Consider the following 19,835-nt stretch of genomic DNA (forward strand, 5'->3'; position numbering starts at 1 on the left):
CGTCAGCCCTTCATCGCCACGACCGGCGGCGCGCTCTCGTCACCGGTGAGCGTCTTCTGGGCGGTCGCGGTGAACGCCTGGCCGCTGCCCTCGAGCTTCGCCTGGAACATCGGCTGGAGCAGGGCGTGGTCCTCCTTGCGGATGGTCATCTGGCCCTTCACGCCCTCGAAGCTCCACCCCTCCAGAGCGGTAATCATCTTCTCGACGTCGTCACCGCCCTCCTCGATGGCGCGGACGACCATCTGGGCGGCGTGGAAGCCGTCCGGGTGGAACAGGTCGAGCGTGCCGCCCGGAATCTTCGCCTTGGCGGCCTTGGTCGCCTCGTTGTCGGTGGCGCCGTCGAAGTAGTGCGACAGGAACGAGATCTTGGTGCCGGCCGCGCCGAAGGTCGGCCAGGAGGCGCGGATGTCCAGGCCGGTGACGACCGTGGTGGAGGTCAGCACGCCCTGCTGGTCGAGGGTCTGCCACATCGCGGGGGCGGTGGTGCCGGCCCAGGCCACGAAGAGCAGGTCCGGCTTGGCGGCCTTGATCTGGCTGGCGAACGGGGTGAACTCGGTCGCGCTGGCCGGTGCCCGGACGCTGCTGACACTGGCGCCGGCGCCGCCGATGACCGCCTTCACGGCCGCCTCGTTGGCGTCACCGAAAGCGCCGTCCTGCGCGAAGACGACCACCTTCTTGCCGGCCGCGTCGCCGATGAACGACTTCGCGGTCACCACGTCCTGGTACGACTGCCGGCCGGAGCGGAACGTGTACTTGTTCGCGCCGGTCACGCCGTCCGTGGCGGCCGGGCCGGAGATGAACAGCACCTTGTTCTGCGCGGCGATGGGTGCGACCTGGAGGGCCACGCCGGAGGCCGTCGAGCCAGCGATGATCTTGTGTCCCTTGCCGATCAGGTCCTTGGCCGCGGAGACCGCCTTCGCCGGGTCACCGGCGTCGTCGACCTCGGTCAGCTCGACGGCCCGGTCACCGACCTTGTTGGTGCCCTTGGTGGCGAAGTCGAGGCCGGCCTTGAACCCCTCGATGTACTGCTTTCCGTAGCTGGCCAGCGCTCCCGACTGGGAGTACACCAGGCCAACCTTGACCGGTGCGGCGTTGTCGCCGCCGCCGGAGGCGGTTTCCTGCGGGCTGCCACAGGCCGTGGCGGCGAGCGCCGCGGCCATGATCGTGGCGGCGGAGAGGAACGCCCGCCGCGTCGTCCGGACCGTCATTGCGACTCCACGTGGGGACTCGGAGGTGGGGGAACTCATATGACGGCTCACGCTAAGAGTGACGTCACGCACGGGCTATGTGGCCGAAACACACAAGTAACAGGGGGTGGATGGCCGTACGTTACAACGCCGCTGTCCGGACGGCGACGGCCCGGCCGGGGCGACGGCCGGGACCGACACGGCGCGGCCCGCACGTGTGTCTCCCCCCGCCACCACCCTCCCCCTCCCGGCGTACGCCCCCAGCCGTCCCGTCACCGTGCCCCACCCGACCGGACGACCTCGCGGATGCCCGACCCGGGACGTCGGCCGCCACCCGCGCACCCGCCCCGGGCGGAGCCGGCGGACCCGGCCCCGGCAACCGTCTCGCTGCCAGGCAGCACCCGCCACTAACCGTCGCGCCGTCGCGGGCCTCCGCCACTAACCGTCCCGCCGCCCGGAGCACCCGCCACTGCGGCACCGCCCGCCAGCCCCCGGCAAAACCTTCCCGCCCACGCCAGTGCACTTCGGGGTGCTTTGGAGCTGATGTCGTAGCTGGATCGCGGCGCGATCCGGCAGATCCGGTGCTCGGGACCGGCCGGTGATCGCGACGGCGACGCACCCGGTCCCCCCAGCGCTGACCGAGTCGCTCACCGACGTGGCGGGGTGCAGGGGCCGTCGCGGTCGGCCCCACCGAGGTGCAGAAGCAGTCGCGATCGGCGGGCCACAGAGGCCCTCGCGATCGATCAGGCCGGGCGCACGAGACCTCGCGGTCGACCCGCACAGGTGCAGCAGCCGTCGCGGTCGGCCGAACGGGTGCAGGAGCCCTCGCGGCCGATCGCGCCGGGCGCACGAGACCTCGCGGTCGACCCGCACAGGTGCAGCAGCCGTCGCGGTCGGCCGAACGGGTGCAGGAGCCCTCGCGGCCGATCGCGCCGGGCGCACGAGCCCTCGCGGTCGACCCGCACAGGTGCAGCAGCCGTCGCGGTCGGCCGAACGGGCGCAGGAGCCCTCGCAGCCGATCGCGCCGGGCGCACGAGACCTCGCGGTCGACCCGCACAGGTGCAGCAGCCGTCGCGGTCGGCCGAACGGGTGCAGGAGCCCTCGCAGCCGATCGCGCCGGGCGCACGAGCCCTCGCGGTCGACCCGCACAGGTGCAGCAGCCGTCGCGGTCGGCCGAACGGGCGCAGGAGCCCTCGCAGCCGATCGCGCCGGGCGCACGAGACCTCGCGGTCGACCCGCACAGGTGCAGCAGCCGTCGCGGTCGGCCGAACGGGCGCAGGGGCCGTCGCGGTCGACCCCAGCGGCGTGCGGGGGGCCTCGCGGTCGGCCCCGGCCGGGGGTGTGGAGGCCGTCGCGGCCGGCCCCCGGCGAGGTGCGGGAGCCGTCGTGCTCGGCCGGGCGGGCGCGGCGGCCGGCGCCGTCGAGGCGGGCGTCACAGGAGACCCGATGGCGTACGAACCGGCGCGAGCTGGCTCGGGGGCGATCGCGATCCATCGGGGACATCAGCCCCAAAGCCCATGACTGGCCGACTCGCCGCCGGCGTCGCGCCGCCCGCCCTTCCGGGTCAGGGAAGGCGAGACGGATGCCGTTTCCACCTCCACCGGGTGACCGAAAACGGAAGATTGTCTGGTGCGTTGGCTGATGCGTCGCCCCGTCCGGCTGGTGCCGATCGGGTTCGCCGTGGCGATCCTGATCGGCACCGTCGTGCTCATGCTGCCGTGGGCGACGAGTCAGCAGCGGTACACGCCGTTCATGACCGCGTTCTTCACCGCGACCTCAGCCATTTCGGTGACCGGCATGGCCGTGGTGGACACCCCGAACTACTGGACCGAGTTCGGGCTGGCGATGATCACCGTGCTCACCCAGATCGGCGGGCTCGGCATCCTCAGCGGCGCGACCCTGGTCATCCTGGCGGTGGCCCACCGGCTCGGGCTGCGCAACCGGCTGCTCGTGCAGGCCGAGACCGCCGAGTTCGGTCTGGGTGACATCCGGCGCCTGCTGTTACGGATCGCCGCCACCTCGCTGGCCTGCGAGGCGGTCATCACCGCGATTCTCACCCTGCGGCTGTGGGGCCGCTACGACTACCCGATCGGCCGGGCGCTGTGGAGCAGCGTCTTCCACTCCGTCCAGGCCTTCAACAACGGCGGCTTCGCCCTCTACACCGACAACCTGATCGGCTTCTCGGACGACGCCTGGCTGACCCTGCCCCTCGCGCTCGGGGCGATCGTCGGCGGCCTCGGCTTTCCGGCACTCTTCGAGGCCGTCCGCGAGTGGCGGCATCCGACCGGCTGGGCGGTCGCCACCAAACTCACCATCTGGGGCAGTGTGGCGCTGCTGCTGCTCGGCTTCCTCGCCCTGCTGACCGCCGAGTGGTCCAACCCCTGGACGCTCGGCATCCACTCCTGGCCGGAGAAGGTCCTCATCGCGTTCACCCAGAACGCGTTCATCCGCACCGGCGGCTTCAACGTGGTCAACATCGAGGCGCTCGACGAGGAGAGCGTGCCGATGATCATCGCGTTGATGTTCATCGGTGGCGGCAGCGCCAGCACCGCCGGCGGCATCAAGGTGAGCACCTTCTTCCTGCTCGCCTTCGTCATCTGGGCGGAGGTGCGCGGCGAGCCGGACGTCACGATCGGGCACCGCCGGGTGGCCACCGCAAGCCAGCGTCAGGCCATCACGGTGGCGCTGCTCGGGGTCGCGCTGGTCGTCGCCGGCACGGTCACGCTGATCCTGCTGACCGAGGGCATCCCCTACCACGCGGCGCTGTTCGAGGTGACCTCCGCCTTCACCACCACCGGGCTGTCCCTCGGCGTCGCGGCCAACCTGCCCGACAGCGCGCAGCTCGCGCTCGTCGTCCTCATGTACATCGGCCGCGTCGGGCCGCTGACCCTCGGGTCGGCGCTCGCCCTGAACACCCGACGGCGGCTCTACCGATACCCCGAGGAGCAACCCATTGTCGGCTAGGAGCGAGGAACGCAGCGGCATCGTCGTGATCGGGCTGGGCCGGTTCGGATCCCACCTGGCCGAATCGCTGATCCGGCAGAACCATCAGGTGCTCGCGATCGACCGGGACGCCGCTCCGGTGCAGCGCTGGTCGGCCCAGCTCGACCGGGTCGTACAGGCGGACGCCACCCAGGAAGGTGTCCTGCAGCAACTCGGGGTCGCCGACACCGAGCGCGCGGTGGTGGCGATCGGCGACTCGGTGGAGGCCAGCGTGCTCACCGTGCTGTCGCTGGTCGAACTGGGCGTGCCGCAGATCTGGGCCCGGGCGACGTCGAGCAAACACGCCAAGATCCTGTCATCCGTCGGCGCCCACCACGTGATCTTCCCGGAACGGGAGTCCGGCGAGCGGGTGGCCCACCTGATCGTCAGCAAGATGCTCGACTTCATCGAGTTCGGCGACGACTTCGCCATCGCCAAGGTGCTCGCCCCGCCGAGCATGACCGGGCAACCGCTCGCCGAGTTGCAACCGGCCGACCGCTACGGCGTCCGGGTGGTCGGGGTCCGGCTGCCGGACGAACAGTTCCGGTACGCGACCGACGACACCGTGACGGTGCCGGGGAGCATGCTGATCGTGGAGGGCAGCATCGAGAACGTGCAGCGGTTCGCCGGGCTCAGCTGAACGCCCGGCGCTCAGCCGTCATCGTCCTCGCGGCTTCCCCCCTCTTTTTTTCCACCACCCTTGCCCTTCCCCTTGCCGTCGTCGTCCTTCTTGGCCTTCGGTGCCGGCCCCTTGCCCCGGGCCGAGCTGGCCTTCTTCGGCGGGGCCTTCTTGGCGGGCGGCTTCGTGGCGGGCGGCTTCGTGGCGGGCGCGGTGCTCGGCGCCGTACCGGCCACCCCGCTCACCTGGACCCCGCACCGCTGGTCGGCGATGCGGAACTCCACCGGCAGCGGGTTGACCCCGGTGTACCGCCCGTTCAGCGTGAACGTCCCGGTGCCGCCGGGCGCCAACGCGGCCGCTCCGGGCGGCGGCTGGAGGCGTACCGTCCGGCCCTCCTGGCGGACCGGTACCGGGGCCGCCTTCGTCACCGTCTGCTGGCCGGGGAACGCGAAGGTGAGCTGCCAGTCACGCAGCTCCCGGCGGCCGGTGTTGGTGACCTTCACCTCGGCCGAGAAGTCCTTGCCGGAGTCGGTGCGCAGCGCGTACGCGACGGTGCAGGAGATCTTCTCCTCCGCGCCCATCCGCGCCTCGGTCGGCCGGTCGATGCCACCGCTGGCCGGACTGCGGGCGGTCACCCCCCACATCGCGGCCGTCACCGCGACCAGCCCGGCGGCGGCAACTCCGGCCTCCACCCGGCGGCGGCGGGCCACCGTCCGGCGGTTACGGGTCCGGGAGAAGGGCAGCGCGTCGGTCGCCGTCGACCACGGCAGGATCGTGGTACCGAGATTCGCCACCGTCGTCGGGTCGTCGCCGCCCGGGCCCGGCGACACCGGCAGCGCCGCGATCATCCCCGCGGCCGCGGCGAGCGTACGCGCGACCTCGGCGGTGGCCGGCCGGTCGTCGGGGCGCTTCGCGAGGCAGCGGCGCACCAGCCCGGCCACACCCTCGGGAAGCCCCGGAACCGGCGGCATCGGGTCCGGGTCGTTGTACATGTGGGCGCGCAGCATCTGCGTGGTGGTGTCGGCCTGCCAGGGCAGCCGCCCGGTGAGCATGCGATAGAGGAGCAGGCCCACCGCGTACACGTCGGTGGCGGGCGAGACCTCGCCGTTGTCCAGCCGCTCCGGCGCGAGGTACGCGGGCGTGCCGAGCAGCGCGCCGTCCGGGCCCTTCTCCTTCTCCCCCACCAGCGCCGAGATGCCGAAGTCGACCACCTTCACGCCCGTCGCGGTCAGCATGACGTTGCCCGGGGTCACGTCCCGGTGCACCACACCCCGCGAGTGCGCGGTGGCCAACGCCGAGGCCACCTCCGCGCCGATCGTCACCGCGTCCCGCCAGGGCAGCTTCCCGCGCCGCAGCCGCCCGGTCAGCGACTCGCCGTCGATCAGCTCCATGACGACGTACGGCACTGTGAGCCCGACCTGCTCGGACTCGCCGTAGTCGTACACGTTGGTGATGTTGGGGTGGCAGAGCCGCGCCGCGGCCTGGGCCTCGACGCGGATCCGGTGCCGGAAGGCGCGGTCGCTGGCCAGCCGGGAGGCGAGGACCTTCACCGCCACCTGGCGGCCGAGCACCTCGTCGTAGCCCCGCCAGACCACAGACATGCCGCCCGCACCGAGCTGTTCGATCAGCCGGTACCGGTCACCGAGCAGTTGCGTGCCGTCACGGACCCCTCCACCCATGGGGATCGTTGTTGCCCCAGACCGGCCGGGCTACACCTTTCGGATCGGATTCGGCGCGCGATGTCACCCGATCAGGCGGTCGCGAGCAGCTGGTCCGTCGGGGCGTAGTCGTCGGTCAGCACCAGCGCGTCGGCGACGAACTCCGCCAGCGCCTCGTCGCTGAGCAGGGTGACCCCCGGGTCCACCTGGTCGAGCCGGCCGCGGACGGCGTCCAGCGGCAGTGGCGCGTCCGAGGCGATGATCAGGAAGTTGGAGCCCTGCTCACCGGCGAGCGCGGCGGGCGGGGCGACCAGGGCGACGTGCCCGAACTCCGCGGCCACCGTGGCCAGCTCGCTGCGGATGAACCGCATCGGCGGGTAGTCGATGACGTTCTGCACGTACACGCCGCCGGGGCGGGTGACCCGGCGGATCTCGGCGGCCATCTCGCGGGTGGCCAGGTGCCAGGGCACCACGAGGTGCCCGAAGGCGTCCCCCACCACCAGGTCGCGGCTGTCCGACGGCTCGTCGGCGACCAGCATCCGCGCGTCGCCCACCACCGCGCGCAGGTCCGGCCCCTGGCGTACGCCGAGCTTCTCCTCGCCCAGCTCGACCAGCCCACCGTCGATCTCGAACACCACGTTGTCGGTGCCCGGCCGGGTGGCGGTGAGGTACCGGGGCACGGTGAACCCACCCCCGCCGAGGTGCAGCGCGTCCAACCGCCGCCCGGCCGGCGCCGCCACGTCGGCGACCGCGCCGATCCACTTGGTGTACGCGTACTCCAGATGGGTCGGGTCGGCCAGGTCCACGTACGAGTGCTCCGCCGAGTTGAGCAGCAGGGTGCGTCCGCTCTCCCGGCCCGGGTCGGTCTCGATCCGGGCACAGTGGTAGGCGGTCTCGATGTCGCACGGGTTCGGCGCGACGGCGGTCAGGCCGGCGCCGAGCAGCCCGAGCACCGCCAGGGACGCGCTGACCCGGGCCGGGCCGGTCAGCTGGGCGCCGGCACCCCGGCGCAGCCACACGCCGAGGGCCAGGCCGGTGACGCCGAGGGAAACCGCCAGGCCGAGCAGGATCACCGTGCTGGGCAGGGAGGCCACCAGCACGAACCCGGTGACCAGGGTGGCGGTGACCGCGCCGAGTGTGCCGATCGAGGAGAGCCGGCCGACCACCTGCCCGGTGCGGCGCAGGTCGGCGAGCTGCAGCTTGACCACCATCGGGGTGACCGCCGACAGCAACATCGCCGGGACGAACACGGCCAGCGCGACGAGCAGGAGGATCGCGGACGCCGCCCCACCGCGCAGCACCTCACCGGCGTACCGGACGGCGGGCAGCGTCACCGCCGTGGCGATGCCGGCCAGCACCAGGGCCGGAGCCAGCAGGGTGCGCGGGTCGCGGCGGTCGGCCAGCCACCCGCCGGCCCACGCCCCGTACGCGATGGCGGCCAGCGCGATGCCGATGACCGAGCTGGTCACCTGGAGGGTCACCCCGACGTACGGGCCGACCAGGCGCAGCGCGGCGGTCTCCAGCACCAGGACCGCGCCGCTGGAGAAGAAGACCAGGAACGCGGCGAGCCCGTTGGGCAGGGCCCGGCCGGACACCGGCGCGGGCCGGGCCGGCGGGACCGTGACGTCGGACGATGCAGGGTTCACCCGCGCGATGGTACGCAGCGAAGCCGACCGGACGGGTCAGTACATCGAAACGTGAACATGGTTTGTGTGGTCGGCGGCGGGACTGCCGCCACCGCTGTACGCGCGCCAACCGGTGTTCGGCATCCAGATCTGCCGATACCAGATCACGTACATCACGCCGAGCCGGCTGGCGTTGCTCTTCAGGTACGCCGCCAGCCTGTCGCCGTACGCCTTGTCCCCGCCGGTCGCCGACACGTTCTCGAACCCGCCCGGCGCGGCCGAGAAGTCGCAGGCCTTCCCCTTCGGATGCTCGCCGCCACCGCCGCTGCGGAAGCAGGAGACGTGCCGCTTGAAGCCGGCCGCCTGCGACTGCTTGAGCATGTGGAACGTCCGCGGCGAGATGCAGCCCGAGGTGGTCGGGTCGTCCACCGAGCAGGACTCCGAGGGCCAGGAGCCGTCCGCGTTGCGCGGTGCCGGCTTGGCGCTGGCCGCCAGGTTGCCGAACCCGGAGCCGCCGCCCGAGCTGACCGCGGCGAGCGCGGCCTCGGCCGCCTTCTTGTTCTTCGCCAGCACGGCGACCTGCTTCTGCTGCTCGCGCACCTCGACGTCGAGCGCGATCTTGGCCTCGCTCGCCGCCTGCCGGGCCTCGGTCAGCTGACGGACCTTCCGGCCGTCCATCTGGGCCATCGTGTCCAGGCTCGCCACCCGCTCCAGGAACACGTCCGGTGACCGGCTCTCCAGCAGCATCGCCGCCGGGGTGAGCCGACCCAGCCGGTACGACTGCGCGGCCACCTCGCCGACCTGGGCGGTCAGGCTCACCATGCGTACCTCGATGGCGGTCAGCTCCGCGTTCAACGCCTTCTGCCGGCGCTTGGAGTTGTCCAGCTTGGCGGTCGCCTCGATGTGCGCCTTGGCGGCGGCCGTCAGCGCGTCCCGCAGCTTCTTGGTGCCGCCCTCGTTGGGCTCCGCGTACGCGGGCGCGGCACCGAGGAGAACCGCCACGGCGGCGAGAAGGGCGATCAGCGGGCCGCGACGCCCGCGGGGCAGGGTCGAACGCACGGTGCATCCTTCCGTCATCCGCCGGCCCCCGTGACTGTCACCTGCGCGGCGGTGGCCCCGCCGGCGCCGGACGGCGGCCTGCTGGCGGAGACCGCCGGACACGATACCGGACCGAGCGCCGCTGGCCAGGCCCCCGACCCGCTGGGCCGGCGAAGGTCGACGCTCCGTCGCGACGGCGGTCACGCTCCGCCGAGCAACGCGTCCCGGACCTCCGCCCAGACCCGTTCGTTCGCCGCGACGAGCAGGCCGTCGCCCTCGTCCGCGGGGTGGTACTCGGTGCCGTCGAACCGCCGGGCGACACCGCCGGCCGCCCGCACCAGGAGGGTGCCCGGCGCGTGGTCCCAGGGCAGGGTGCGCCAGAAGAGCACGAACTGCTGCTCGCCGGCGAGCACGTCCAGGTACTCCCGCCCGGCGCAGTGCTGGCCGGGGAGCAGCTCGCCCAGCCGCTCGCCGCCGGCCTCCACCCGCCGCCGTGAGGACCGCGGCAGGAAGCGGGACATGGCCGCCCCGCGCAGCCCACCGGCCTCGGCAGACACGCCGGTCGTCCGCACCGGGCGCCCGTCGACGTACGTCCCCTCGCCGGCCCGCGCGACCGCGAGGGTGCCCGCCAGCGGATCGAGCACCCAGGCGCCGGCCGGCTGCCCGTCGGTCAACAGCGCGACCATCAACGCGAACGGCGCCCGGCCGGCGGCGAAGTTGGCGGTGCCGTCGACCGGGTCCACCAGCCACACCTCGCCCGGCTGCCGCAGGTGCCGGAGCAGCCCGGGGTCGTCGGCGACGGCCTCCTCGCCGACCACCACCGACCCGGGCCGCAACCGGCGCAGGCCCGCCGAGATCAGCTCCTCGGCCTGCCGGTCGGCGACGGTGACGAGGTCACCGGGGGCCTTCTCCGCGACGTCGGCGTCGGCGAGCTTGCCGAACAACGGCAGCACGGCCTGGTCGGCGGCCTCGCGTAGGAGCGCACCGACGTCGTCGAGCAGGGTGTCAGCCACGCGGCGGAAGCTTGACCACGCTGACGAAGAACTCGTCGATCTGCCGCACCACCGAGATGAACCGGTCGAAGTCCACCGGCTTGGTCACGTACGCGTTCGCGTGGAGCTGGTAGCTGCGCAGGATGTCCTCGTCGGCCTGCGAGGTGGTGAGGACCACGACCGGGATCCGGCAGAGTTCCTCGTCCTTCTTTATCTCCGCGAGCACCTCGCGCCCGTCGCGGCGGGGCAGGTTCAGGTCGAGCAGGATCAGGTCGGGCAGCACCGCGTCGCCGTACGCGCCCTCCCGCCGCAGGTAGGCCAGGGCCTCGGCACCGTCGGACACCACGGTGAGGCGGTTGCGGAGCTTGTGCTCCTCGAACGCCTCCTGGGTCATCAGCACGTCGCCCGGATCGTCCTCGACCAGCAGCACCTCGATCGGGCTGTTGCCGTCCGCCGGCACGGTCATCCCACCGTCTCCCTCATGTCACCAGTTCTATCGCCTCCCGGCGCCCCGCCGGGGTCCTCCGGGCCGTCCGTCCGGCCGCCGTCGCCCGTCCCGCCACCGTCGCCCGTCCCGCCACCGTCGCCCGTCCGGCGATCGTCGCCCGTCCCGCCGCCGTCGCCCGGACCGGCCGCCGCCGTGGCCTCCCCCGACGCATCGGTCCCGTCGCCGTCGGCCCGGCTCTCCGCCGCCTCGACGTCCTGGGGCAGCGCGGGCAGCGTGAAGCGGATAGCCGTCCCCTCGGGGACGCTGGTGTCCACCCAGACCCGGCCGCCGTGGTACTCGACGATCTTCTTGACGATGGCCAGCCCGATCCCGGTGCCCGGGTACGCGTCCTTCGCGTGCAGCCGCTGGAAGATGACGAAGATCTTGTCGGCGAACTCCGGCTCTATCCCGATGCCGTTGTCCTGGCAGCTGATCTCCCACTCGTCGCCGACCAGCCGCGCCGAGACGTGCACCTTCGGCGGCACGTCGGGACGGCGGAACTTGATCGAGTTGCTGACCAGGTTCGCGAGCAGGTTCGTCAGCAGCGGTTCCTCACCCCGGATCACCGGCAGCTCGCCCCAGGTCAGCTCCGCGCCGGCGTACTGGCGGGCGGCCTCGGTCTGCCCGGCCACGTCGCCCATCACCTTGTTGAGGTCGACCTCGATGAAGCCGGCGGTGAGGCGCCCGATCCGGGAGAAGGCGAGCAGGTCGTTGATGAGGCGCTGCATGCGCTGCGCCCCGTCCACGGCGAAGCCGATGTACTGGTCGGCGCGCTCGTCCAGTTGGCCCGCGTACCGGCGCTGGAGCAGCTGGCAGAAGCTCGCCACCTTGCGCAGCGGCTCCTGCAGGTCGTGCGACGCGACGTACGCGAACTGCTCCAGATCGCGGTTGGAGCGGGTCAGCTCCTCGGCCTGCTTCTGGAGCTGGTCGTTGACCCACTCGATCCGCTCGCGGGCCTCGCGTACCTCGTCGAGCTCCCGGGCGATCTTCAGCCGCATCGCGTCCACGTCGTCGGCGAGGCCGACGAACTCCGGCGGACCCGAGCCGGCGATCCGGTGCCGGTAGTCGCCCTCGGCCACCTTCCGGACCTGCCCGGCGACGCCGGTCAGCGGCCGGATCACGATCCGGTCCAGCGAGACCAGCAGCACCGCTCCGGCGACCATCACCACGAGCGCCGCCACGATCAGCAGGACGACCAGCGTCGTGCTGGTGCGGTAGATGTTCCCCGCGCCCACCTCGCGCTCGGCCAGGATGCCCTCCTGGAGGGCGGCGAGCGAGGATCGGATCCCGTCGAAGCGCTGCCGGGTCTGGTCGCCGATCAGCGCTTGGCCGGCCGCCGCGCCGTTGTCGCGGGTCGCCTCGATGACCGGGTCCGCGACGGCGCGGCGCCAGTCGGCCGCCCGCGCCGCCACCTCGTCCAGCTGGGCCGCGAGTGCCGGGTAGGGACGGAGCAGCGCCCGCATGTTCCGGTGGAGGTCCTGCTCCCGCTCCAGGCTCGGAGCGTACGGCGCGAGGTTCTCCGGGTCGGCCGTGACGGCGTAGCCGCGGACGGCGGTCTCCTGGTTGACCAGGACCGCGAGCAGTTCCTGGGACTGGGCCCGGGCCGGGCCCCAGCGGTCCAGCACCTCGTGGGTGTACTGGCGGTTCTGCGCCGCCACCACGATGACGGCGGCGACCAGGATGCTGAGCAGCACGCCGACGACGGCGAGCAGCGCCACCACCCGGCGGCGGAGGGTCCAGCCGCGGACTTCCGTGCTCACCGGCCACCACCCCGGCTCACCATGAGCATGGCGACGTCGTCGGCGAGCGCACCGCCGTTGAGCTGCTCGGCGCGGCCGACCAGCCGGGCCGGCAGGTCGGGCAGCGGCACCCCGGCGGTGGCGGGTTCGGCGAGCAGGCCCACCAGACCGGCCACGTCCAGCCGCTCGTCGCCCTCGCCCACGCGCCCCTCGATCAGGCCGTCGGTGTACATCAGCAGGGACCAGTCCTCGGTCTCGAACTCCAGGTCGTACGCGACGGGCCGGCGCGGCCGCACGCCGAGCAGCAGCCCGCCGGGCGCCGGGACGGGCGCGACCCGCCCACCGGTGAGCAGCAGCGGCGGCGGGTGCCCGGCCAGCCGGACGGTGGCCCGGTTGGCGGCCAGATGCAGCCGCGTGGTGGCAACCGTCGCGAAGATCTCCTGGAGCCGGCGCTCGCTCATCAGCACCTGCTCCAGCGCCGGCAGGACCTCGTCGTCCGGCACGCCGGCGAGGACCAGCGCCCGCCAGGCCACCCGCAGCTCGACCCCGAGCGCGGCCTCGTCCACACCGTGCCCGCAGACGTCGCCGACGATCAGGTCGACCCGGTCGGGGCTGGTCTGCACCACGTCGAAGAAGTCGCCGCCGATGAGCGCCGCGTGCCGGCCGGGCCGGTAGAAGGTGTGCACCGCGACCTGGTCGGTGGTCATCAGCGGCTGCGGCAGCAGGCCGCGTTCCAGGCGGGCCGACTCGGCCTGGCGCAACTCCACCTCGCGGAGCCGGCGGGCGTTCTCGTCGGCGCGCTTGCGCTCGATCGCGTACCGCAGCGCGCGGGTCAGCAGCACCCCGTCGACCTGGCCCTTGACCAGGTAGTCCTGCGCGCCCTCGGCGACGGCCACGATGCCGAGGTGCTCGTCCGACCGGCCGGTGAGCACGCAGACCGCCGCCCCGCTGGCCATCTCCAGCACCTGGCGCAACCCGTCGATGCCCTGCGCGTCGGGCAACCCGAGGTCGAGCAGGACGCAGTCCACGCCCAGCACCCGCTGGCGGGCCTCGCTGAGACTGGTCGCCACCAGCAGGTCGATGCCCGAGTTGGCCTCGGCGAGCAGTTCGCCGACCAGGAAGGCGTCGCCCTCGTCGTCCTCCACCAGCAGCACGCGCAGCCGCTCGCCGGGCAGCACGCTGGCGCGATACCCGAGACCGCTGAGCGGGTCGGCCCGGGGCGCGGCGGACGGACCGGCCAGGCCGGTCCCCCGGTACGGCCGGGTCACCGCCGCGAGACGCGGGAGATCGCTGGTGATGTCGGGCTCCTTCCAAGTGCCCTGCTGATCCTGTATTAGACAACGGTCGCACACAACACGAGGGACTCGATGGGGCCGTCGATGCCCCGGATCACGGGAGCGCAAGTGATCTAACCGGCAAATCCGGCACCGGGACACCCCGATTCGCCGCACCGGGAGTCCCGTCGCCGCGGGCGTGGGTGCAGGATGATGCCACCCCCCATCCCCGAGGAGACCCCGTGGGCGTCCCGTCCATCCCGACCAGGAAACGCGGCACCGCCGGCGGACCGCCGCTCGCGCTCGCCGCCGAGCGCGCGCTGGCCCGCCCCGGCCGGCGCCCCGCGGCCGCCCTGGCCGCGCTCGTCGCGCTCGTCGCCGTCGGCGCCGCCGCCCTGATCGACCTGCGCCCGCCCGCGCCGCGCCCGGCCGACGCGCCGGCCGCGGAGTTCAGCGCCGCACGGGCGTACCAGCACGCAGAGGTCGTCGCCGCCCGCACCCACGTGGCCGGCAGCCCGGCCAACGACCAGGTTCGTGAGCACCTGCTCGGCGTCCTGCGCGGCCTCGGCCTGGAGACCGAGGTGCAGGACACGGTCGCCCCGGAGGCGGGCCAGCTCAGCGGCGCCGCGGGGGGCGCGACCCTGGCCCGGGTCCGCAACGTGGTGGCCCGGCTCCCCGGCACCGACCCGACCGGGAAGGTCTTCCTCGTCGCCCACTACGACTCGGTGCAGACCGGGCCGGGCGGCAACGACGACGCCGCCGGCACCTCGGCCATCCTGGAGGTCGCCCGGGCACTCACCGCCGGCCCGCGCCCCCGCAACGACGTGGTCGTCGTGCTCACCGACGCCGAGGAGGCGTGCCTGTGCGGCGCGTCCGCGTTCGCGTCGAGTCACCCGCTGGCCGCGGACGGCGGCGTGGTGCTCAACCTGGAGGCCCGGGGCTCGACCGGTCCAGTGATCATGTTCGAGACGTCCGAGCGGAACGCCGCGCTGGTGGACGCGTTCCGCCGGGCGGCTCCGCACCCGGTCGGCACCTCGTTCGCGGTCGAGATCTACCGGGCCCTGCCCAACGACACCGACTTCACGGCCTTCCTCGACCGGGCCGGCTTCGTCGGGCTCAACTCCGCGTACATCGACGGCGGCGCCATCTACCACACGCCGCTGGACACGCCGGCCGCCCTGGACCGGGCAAGCCTCCAGCACCACGGCGACAACGCCCTCGCCCTGGCCCGCGAGTTCGGCCGCCTCGACCTGGCCACGCTCGACGCCGGGCAGGACGCGACCTACTTCCCCGTGCCCGGCGGGCTGGTCCGCTACCCGGGCTGGCTGGTGCTGCCGCTGGCGCTGGTGGCGCTGGCCGGCGTGATCGCGCTCGGCTGGCTCGCCCGGCGCCGCGGCCGGGTCAGCACCGGCCGGCTGGCCGCCGGGTGCGGGCTGGGGCTGGTGCCGCTGGTGGTCGCGCCGCTCGCCGCGACCCTGCTCTGGGCGGGGATCACCGCGCTGCGCCCCGGCTACGCCGAGCTGCTCGACCCGTACCGGCCCACCTGGTACCGGCTCGCCGTCCTGGCGCTCGCCGCCGCCGTCCTGTTCACCTGGTACGCGCTGAGCCGCCGCCGGGTCGGCCCGGCCGCGCTCGCGTTCGGCGCGCTGGGGTGGCTGGCGGTGTTCGGCGTGCTGCTCGCGGTGCTGGTGCCCGGCGGGGCGTACCTCGCGACCCTGCCGGCGCTGGCCGGCGCGCTGGCCGGGCTGGCGGCGCTGGCCACCCGGATCGACGGCCCGTGGCCGGTGGTCGCGGTGACCCTGGCCGGCGCGGTCGGCGTGGCGATCCTGCTGCCCACCGTCGTGCTGCTCTTCCCGGCGCTCGGCATGGCGATGGGCGGCGTCGCCGCGCTCGTGGCGGTGCTGCTCGGCCTGGCCGTGCTGCCCGTGGTCGATCTGCTGCACCCGCAGGCCGGCGGGCAGCGCGGACTTGTCGCGCTGCGGGCCCGCCGGCTGGGCGCGCTGCCGGCCGCCGCCGCGACGCTGGCGGCGGTGGTGCTCGCCGGGGTCGGGCTCGCCGCCGACCGGTTCGACGCCGCGCACCCCGTGCCGACCCACCTGATGTACGCGCTGGACGCCGGCACCGGCCAGGCCCGCTGGCTCAGCCACGAGACCGGGCCGCAACCGTGGACGGGCGGGTACGTGACCGGCGACCCCGTTTCGGTCGGCGACGAGTTCCCGCTCTTCGGGGACGAGGAGCTGCTGACCGGCCCGGCGCAGGCCGCGGACCTGCCCGCGCCGAAGCTGGACGTGCTCGCCGACAGCACGACCGGCGCGGAACGCACGCTGCGGCTGCGGCTCACGCCGCAGCGCCCGGTCCGACTGGCCGCCCTCCACGTGGACACCGGCACGGCGACCGTGCTCCGCGCCGAGATCGCCGGCCGGTCGGTGCCGGTCGAGGCGCGCGACGGCCGGTGGGGCTTCGGCGTCGTCTTCCACGCCCCGCCGGCCGAGGGTCTGGAGGTGACGCTCACGGTGACGCCCAAGGCGGGCCAGGTCGCGCTGCGGGCGATGGATGCCAGCGACGGTCTGGACGGCCTGCCCGGTTTCCGCCCCCGCCCGCCGGGCGTCGGGGTGGTCGGCTCGCACAGCTCGGAGATGCTCGCGGTCGCCCGCACGTACCCACTGTGAGCGGCCGGGCCGCCCGGACCGGGCGGCCCCGGCCCACCATCGAGGAGACCCGACCGGCACGCCTCACGTCGCCGACCGGATCATCGGAGCCGGCTCCTCGGCACCGGCATCGCCCGGCGACGATCTCGTGGACCAGCGCCAGGAGATGCCGTACGCGCAGTCGGGGTCGGGCCGGTTCTTCGACCACTCGTAGACGACCTCGCCGGTGTCCGGATCCGTGACCGGCCGGCACTCGTCGCGTGCGACCTCCTGGCGCGTCGACCCGGACCTGGGCCGTTTCCAGACGACCTGCCACGCTTCGACGGGGGCGTCGTCGGCTGCGAACCGGACCCGGACCGAGAGCCGCTGGACCCGGCGTTCCTCCCCGCTCTCGCGGTAGTACGGCTTCATCGGCGCGTACGCGTCCTCGAAGACCTGCTTGATGCCCACCCAGACCCGGCGGTTACGGGCGATCGGCCCGAGCAGGTACACCCACCGGTGGATCCGCCCGTCCTCCTCGGCGATGGCCCCGTCGAGCAGCCGATGTTCCGGAAACAGCGACGTCGCCGGCTCGACGGTCCGGCTCTGGCCACTCCAATGGGAACGAATCCCGACGAGTCTCAGGTTGTGCCGGACGGCCCGGATGCGTTGCTGACGGTGGTACGTGTACCGGTGGTGGATCCGGCCACCCTCGCTCTGCACACGGGCGACGACGAGCATTCCGTCGAGTTCCTCGATGACGAAGTCCTGCGGTGTGTGGACGCACCGCACGTAGTAGATCAGGGCAGCTCCGGTGACGGTCACGGCCGCGGTGCCGGCCATCAGGGGCGTCGCGGCACCGGGCAGGGCCGCCCAGGTGATTCCCGCGCCGTACAGGGCGGCGAGGGCGGTGAACGCGAGCGCGACCAACTGCAGCAGGTCGGAGCTTCGCCCGGCGAGACGGGCTGGTGTGCTGTCCAGCAGCCGTTGCAGTCCCATCGTTCCTCCAGCCGCGGCGACGGTCGTCGCCGGTGGCTACCGGCGACGATCCGCGTCAGCTTCAGCGTCCGGATGGGCCGAGGATGATGCCAGAGGTGACGACGTTCAATCCGGACTCACTCAGCAGCCCTTCGGGCCGCAGGGCCGCCAGCCGGTTCACGCCCCCGCGCGTCCGGGCTGCGGCACCCGGGCGCACCGCGCCGTCATTTCCAGCGGAAGTGCACGAAGAGGCGGCCGAAGTTCTTCGAGTCCTTCTCGACCCGGTGGTAGAGCGCCTTGACGTCCTTCTGGTCGAGGAACCGCAGCACCCGCTTCTTGAGCTGCCCGGAACCCTTGCCGGGGATGATCTCCACCAGGGTGGCCTTCTTCGCCACCGCCTCGTCCATGATCCCGCGCAGGGCCCGGTCGATGTCGGTGCCCTTGTTGTAGATGTCGTGCAGGTCCAGCTTGAGCTTCACGGCCGGGCCTCCGCCGGGTCGGGTTCCATGGCCGCCCCATCCTAGGTCGGCGCGGCTCCGAAATCAGTGGACACCGTCGCCGCCCACCGGCGACCGTCGGGGGATGCGACAGGAGGATCTCTGGAACGCCGACGCCGCGCGACGCTACGACACCCCGGGCACCGGCATGTTCGCACCCGAGGTGCTGGAGCCGACCGTCGACCGGCTCGCCGCTCTCGCGGCCGGCGGCCGGGCCCTCGAGTTCGCCATCGGCACCGGCCGGGTCGCGGTCCCGCTCGCCGAGCGGGGGGTACCCGTCACGGGCATCGAACTGTCCGGCCCGATGATCGACCAGCTGCGGACGAAGGTGGACGAGGAGACGATCCCGGTGCTCCGGGGCGACATGGCCGTCGCCACCGCCCCCGGCACGTACACCCTCGTCTACCTCGTCTACAACACGATCTCCAACCTCCAGACCCAGGCCGAGCAGGTCGCCTGCTTCCGCAATGCGGCCCGCCACCTCGCGCCCGGTGGCCGGTTCGTGATCGAGCTGTGGGTACCGGAGCTGCGCAAGCTCCCGCCCGGCCAGCAGGCCACGGTCTGGCACTGCGAACCGGGCTACATCGGCCTGGACACGTACGACGTCCTGCACCAGCGGGCCGTGTCGCACCACGTCCGGTACGAGGAGGACGGCCGGGCGCAGGTGTTCTTCAGCCCGCACCGCTACATCTGGCCGGCCGAGCTGGACCTGATGGCCCAGCTCGCCGGGTTCGAGCTGGAGAGCCGGCACGCCGACTGGGCCGGAGCGGAGTTCACCGCGGACTCCCGGTCGCACGTGTCCGTCTACCGCCTGCCGGCCTGACCGGCCACGTACGGCAGGAGGGGCAGCCCCCTTGGCGGCTGCCCCTCCGGTTCCGCGTTCAGCGGCCGACCCGGGTCTCCACCCGGCGCAGCGCGGTCTGGTAGTCGTCGTTCTCGTGGTACATCGCCGCCGCGATGCGCAGGTGCCGCAGCGCGTCCGCCGGGCGGTTCAGCCGCTCCAGCGTCCGGCCCAGCACGTGGTGGGCGTAGTGGTCGCTCGGGTCCCGGTCGACCAGCTCGCGGAGCTGCTCCTCGGCCCGGTTGAGCTGGGCCGACTGGAAGTACGCCCGGGCCAGCAGCTGCCGCACGGCGCTGTTGCCGGGCTCGGCCTCGACGATCGGCTCGAGCAGCCGGGCCGCCTCGGTCGGGTCGCCGGCTTCGAAGAACAACGTCGCGCGCCGGTACTCGGCCAGAAGATCCATCCGACCCACCCCCTCGTGTCCCGTCGAGATTCCCCGACGCTGGCACAACATCAGAATTTCCGCGACTGTTCCCCGGGCGGCATCTGCGCCGGTCAGGTCGACCGGGCGGTAGCGAGGTCCCAGGCCCGGACACCCCCGACGATGCCCGCCGTGTTCGGCACCACCACCACGTCGTCGCCCATCCGCGCCAGCTGTTCCGGGCGGATCAGTCGGGAGTTGCCCCCGCCCAGGTAGAGCCGGTCCCAGCGGAACACCGGACGGAGGCCGTCCACCACCTGCCGGACCCGCCGGGACCAGAAGGCGTCCCCGAGCCGGCGCCGCTCCACCTCGCCGACGTAGGTGTCGTACGTGGTCCCCCAGCGGACCGGGGCGTGGGACAGCTCCAGGTGCGGCGCGAGCACCCCGCCGTCGAAGAGCGCGCTGCCCAGCCCGGTGCCGAGGGTCAGGACCAGTTCGCAGCCGGTCCCGGCGACGACGCCGGCCCCGTGAACCTCGGCGTCGTTGAGCACCAGCGCCGGCACACCGAACGCCTCGGCGAGAGCGCTGCGCACGTCGTACCCGGACCACTCGGCGACCAGGTCCGGGTCCGCCCGGCTGCGCGGGCCGGAGCGGGTGACGTAGTGCGGGGTGGCGACCACGACCCCGTGTCGGATCATGCCCGGCATGCCGACGGTGAGGCGGTCCGCCGGCGGCAGCCGCGACCCCAGGTCGAGCAGAGTCTTGACGAAGAGCGCGGGCGGAAAGGGGTACGGGGTGGGCACCCGCAGCGGCCGTGCCCGCATGGTCCCCGCGGCGTCCAGCACGGACGCCTTGATCCCGCCCCCACCGCAGTCGATCGCAAGAGTCGTCACCACGCCGAGCAGTGTGCCCCGTCCACCCGCCACCATC

General features: G+C 73.2%; 16 protein-coding genes. 4 read left to right on the plus strand and 12 right to left on the minus strand.

Annotated features, from left to right (window positions below):
* Positions 1-2 precede the first annotated feature (2 nt).
* Entirely contained in the window at positions 3-1,208 is a 1,206-nt protein-coding gene (locus EV376_RS02300) for a substrate-binding domain-containing protein (protein ID WP_130320501.1), read from the minus strand.
* Between the two features lie 1,608 nt (positions 1,209-2,816).
* Here EV376_RS02300 and EV376_RS02305 point away from each other — a divergent pair.
* Both EV376_RS02305 and EV376_RS02310 read left to right on the plus strand, forming a co-directional pair.
* A complete protein-coding gene (locus EV376_RS02305) occupies positions 2,817-4,151 on the plus strand; it encodes a potassium transporter TrkG (protein WP_130320502.1) in 1,335 nt (444 codons plus the stop codon).
* Positions 4,141-4,809: a potassium channel family protein gene (locus EV376_RS02310; RefSeq protein ID WP_130320503.1), complete on the plus strand. Its 669-nt coding sequence runs from the start codon at positions 4,141-4,143 to the stop codon at positions 4,807-4,809. Before EV376_RS02305 ends, EV376_RS02310 begins: the two co-directional genes overlap by 11 nt.
* Before the next feature lie 11 nt (positions 4,810-4,820).
* On the opposite strand, the gene EV376_RS02315 is transcribed toward EV376_RS02310, so the two are convergent.
* From EV376_RS02315 to EV376_RS02345, 7 genes are all read right to left on the minus strand, one after another.
* Positions 4,821-6,467: a serine/threonine-protein kinase gene (locus EV376_RS02315; RefSeq protein WP_130320504.1), complete on the minus strand. Its 1,647-nt coding sequence runs from the start codon at positions 6,465-6,467 to the stop codon at positions 4,821-4,823.
* A 71-nt stretch (positions 6,468-6,538) separates the two neighbouring features.
* Positions 6,539-8,092, minus strand: coding sequence for a fused MFS/spermidine synthase (locus tag EV376_RS02320; RefSeq protein ID WP_130320505.1), 1,554 nt, complete (start codon positions 8,090-8,092; stop codon positions 6,539-6,541).
* Between the two features lie 36 nt (positions 8,093-8,128).
* A complete protein-coding gene (locus EV376_RS02325; protein WP_130320506.1) occupies positions 8,129-9,130 on the minus strand; it encodes a VldE C-terminal domain-containing protein in 1,002 nt (333 codons plus the stop codon).
* Positions 9,131-9,309: 179 nt separating this feature from the next.
* Positions 9,310-10,122: an inositol monophosphatase family protein gene (locus tag EV376_RS02330; protein ID WP_130320507.1), complete on the minus strand. Its 813-nt coding sequence runs from the start codon at positions 10,120-10,122 to the stop codon at positions 9,310-9,312.
* The gene (locus EV376_RS02335; protein ID WP_130320508.1) at positions 10,115-10,567 is read right to left on the minus strand and encodes a response regulator; all 453 of its coding nucleotides are present in this window, start codon (positions 10,565-10,567) and stop codon (positions 10,115-10,117) included. Before EV376_RS02335 ends, EV376_RS02330 begins: the two co-directional genes overlap by 8 nt.
* Positions 10,564-12,348 (minus strand): sensor histidine kinase, encoded by a 1,785-nt coding sequence (locus EV376_RS02340; protein WP_130320509.1) that lies wholly within the window; start codon positions 12,346-12,348, stop codon positions 10,564-10,566. The genes EV376_RS02335 and EV376_RS02340 overlap by 4 nt, the downstream gene beginning before the upstream one ends.
* Positions 12,345-13,595: a fused response regulator/phosphatase gene (locus tag EV376_RS02345; protein ID WP_207228011.1), complete on the minus strand. Its 1,251-nt coding sequence runs from the start codon at positions 13,593-13,595 to the stop codon at positions 12,345-12,347. Before EV376_RS02345 ends, EV376_RS02340 begins: the two co-directional genes overlap by 4 nt.
* Positions 13,596-13,858: 263 nt before the next feature.
* Here EV376_RS02345 and EV376_RS02350 point away from each other — a divergent pair, with 263 nt between their 5' ends.
* Complete coding sequence (locus EV376_RS02350) at positions 13,859-16,270, plus strand: M28 family peptidase (protein ID WP_130328491.1); 2,412 nt, start codon at positions 13,859-13,861, stop codon at positions 16,268-16,270.
* A 63-nt stretch (positions 16,271-16,333) separates the two neighbouring features.
* Here the strand turns inward: EV376_RS02350 and EV376_RS02355 are convergent, their stop codons facing one another.
* Together EV376_RS02355 and EV376_RS02360 are read right to left on the minus strand one after the other, a co-directional pair.
* The gene (locus tag EV376_RS02355) at positions 16,334-17,227 is read right to left on the minus strand and encodes a hypothetical protein (protein ID WP_130320510.1); all 894 of its coding nucleotides are present in this window, start codon (positions 17,225-17,227) and stop codon (positions 16,334-16,336) included.
* Positions 17,228-17,430: 203 nt separating this feature from the next.
* On the minus strand, positions 17,431-17,685 hold the full coding sequence (locus EV376_RS02360; protein WP_130320511.1) for a Smr/MutS family protein: 255 nt from the start codon (positions 17,683-17,685) through the stop codon (positions 17,431-17,433).
* Positions 17,686-17,788: 103 nt separating this feature from the next.
* Here EV376_RS02360 and EV376_RS02365 point away from each other — a divergent pair, with 103 nt between their 5' ends.
* Positions 17,789-18,526 carry a class I SAM-dependent methyltransferase gene (locus EV376_RS02365; protein ID WP_130320512.1) on the plus strand — a complete coding sequence of 246 codons (738 nt, stop codon included), beginning with the start codon at positions 17,789-17,791 and terminating at the stop codon, positions 18,524-18,526.
* Between the two features lie 58 nt (positions 18,527-18,584).
* Here the strand turns inward: EV376_RS02365 and EV376_RS02370 are convergent, their stop codons facing one another.
* Positions 18,585-18,947: a tetratricopeptide repeat protein gene (locus EV376_RS02370; RefSeq protein WP_130320513.1), complete on the minus strand. Its 363-nt coding sequence runs from the start codon at positions 18,945-18,947 to the stop codon at positions 18,585-18,587.
* Between the two features lie 92 nt (positions 18,948-19,039).
* A complete protein-coding gene (locus EV376_RS02375; RefSeq protein ID WP_130320514.1) occupies positions 19,040-19,801 on the minus strand; it encodes an ROK family protein in 762 nt (253 codons plus the stop codon).
* Positions 19,802-19,835 lie beyond the last annotated feature (34 nt).

This window comes from Micromonospora sp. CNZ295 (assembly GCF_004217535.1).

Bases quoted from the DNA above. Each gene is read 5' to 3' on its own strand.
- EV376_RS02370 (WP_130320513.1), bottom strand. From the start codon at position 18,947: ATGGATCTTCTGGCCGAGTACCGGCGCGCGACGTTGTTCTTCGAAGCC.
- EV376_RS02300 (WP_130320501.1), bottom strand. From the start codon at position 1,208: ATGACGGTCCGGACGACGCGGCGGGCGTTCCTCTCCGCCGCCACGATC.
- EV376_RS02365 (WP_130320512.1), top strand. From the start codon at position 17,789: ATGCGACAGGAGGATCTCTGGAACGCCGACGCCGCGCGACGCTACGAC.
- EV376_RS02335 (WP_130320508.1), bottom strand. From the start codon at position 10,567: ATGACCGTGCCGGCGGACGGCAACAGCCCGATCGAGGTGCTGCTGGTC.
- EV376_RS02315 (WP_130320504.1), bottom strand. From the start codon at position 6,467: ATGGGTGGAGGGGTCCGTGACGGCACGCAACTGCTCGGTGACCGGTAC.
- EV376_RS02355 (WP_130320510.1), bottom strand. From the start codon at position 17,227: ATGGGACTGCAACGGCTGCTGGACAGCACACCAGCCCGTCTCGCCGGG.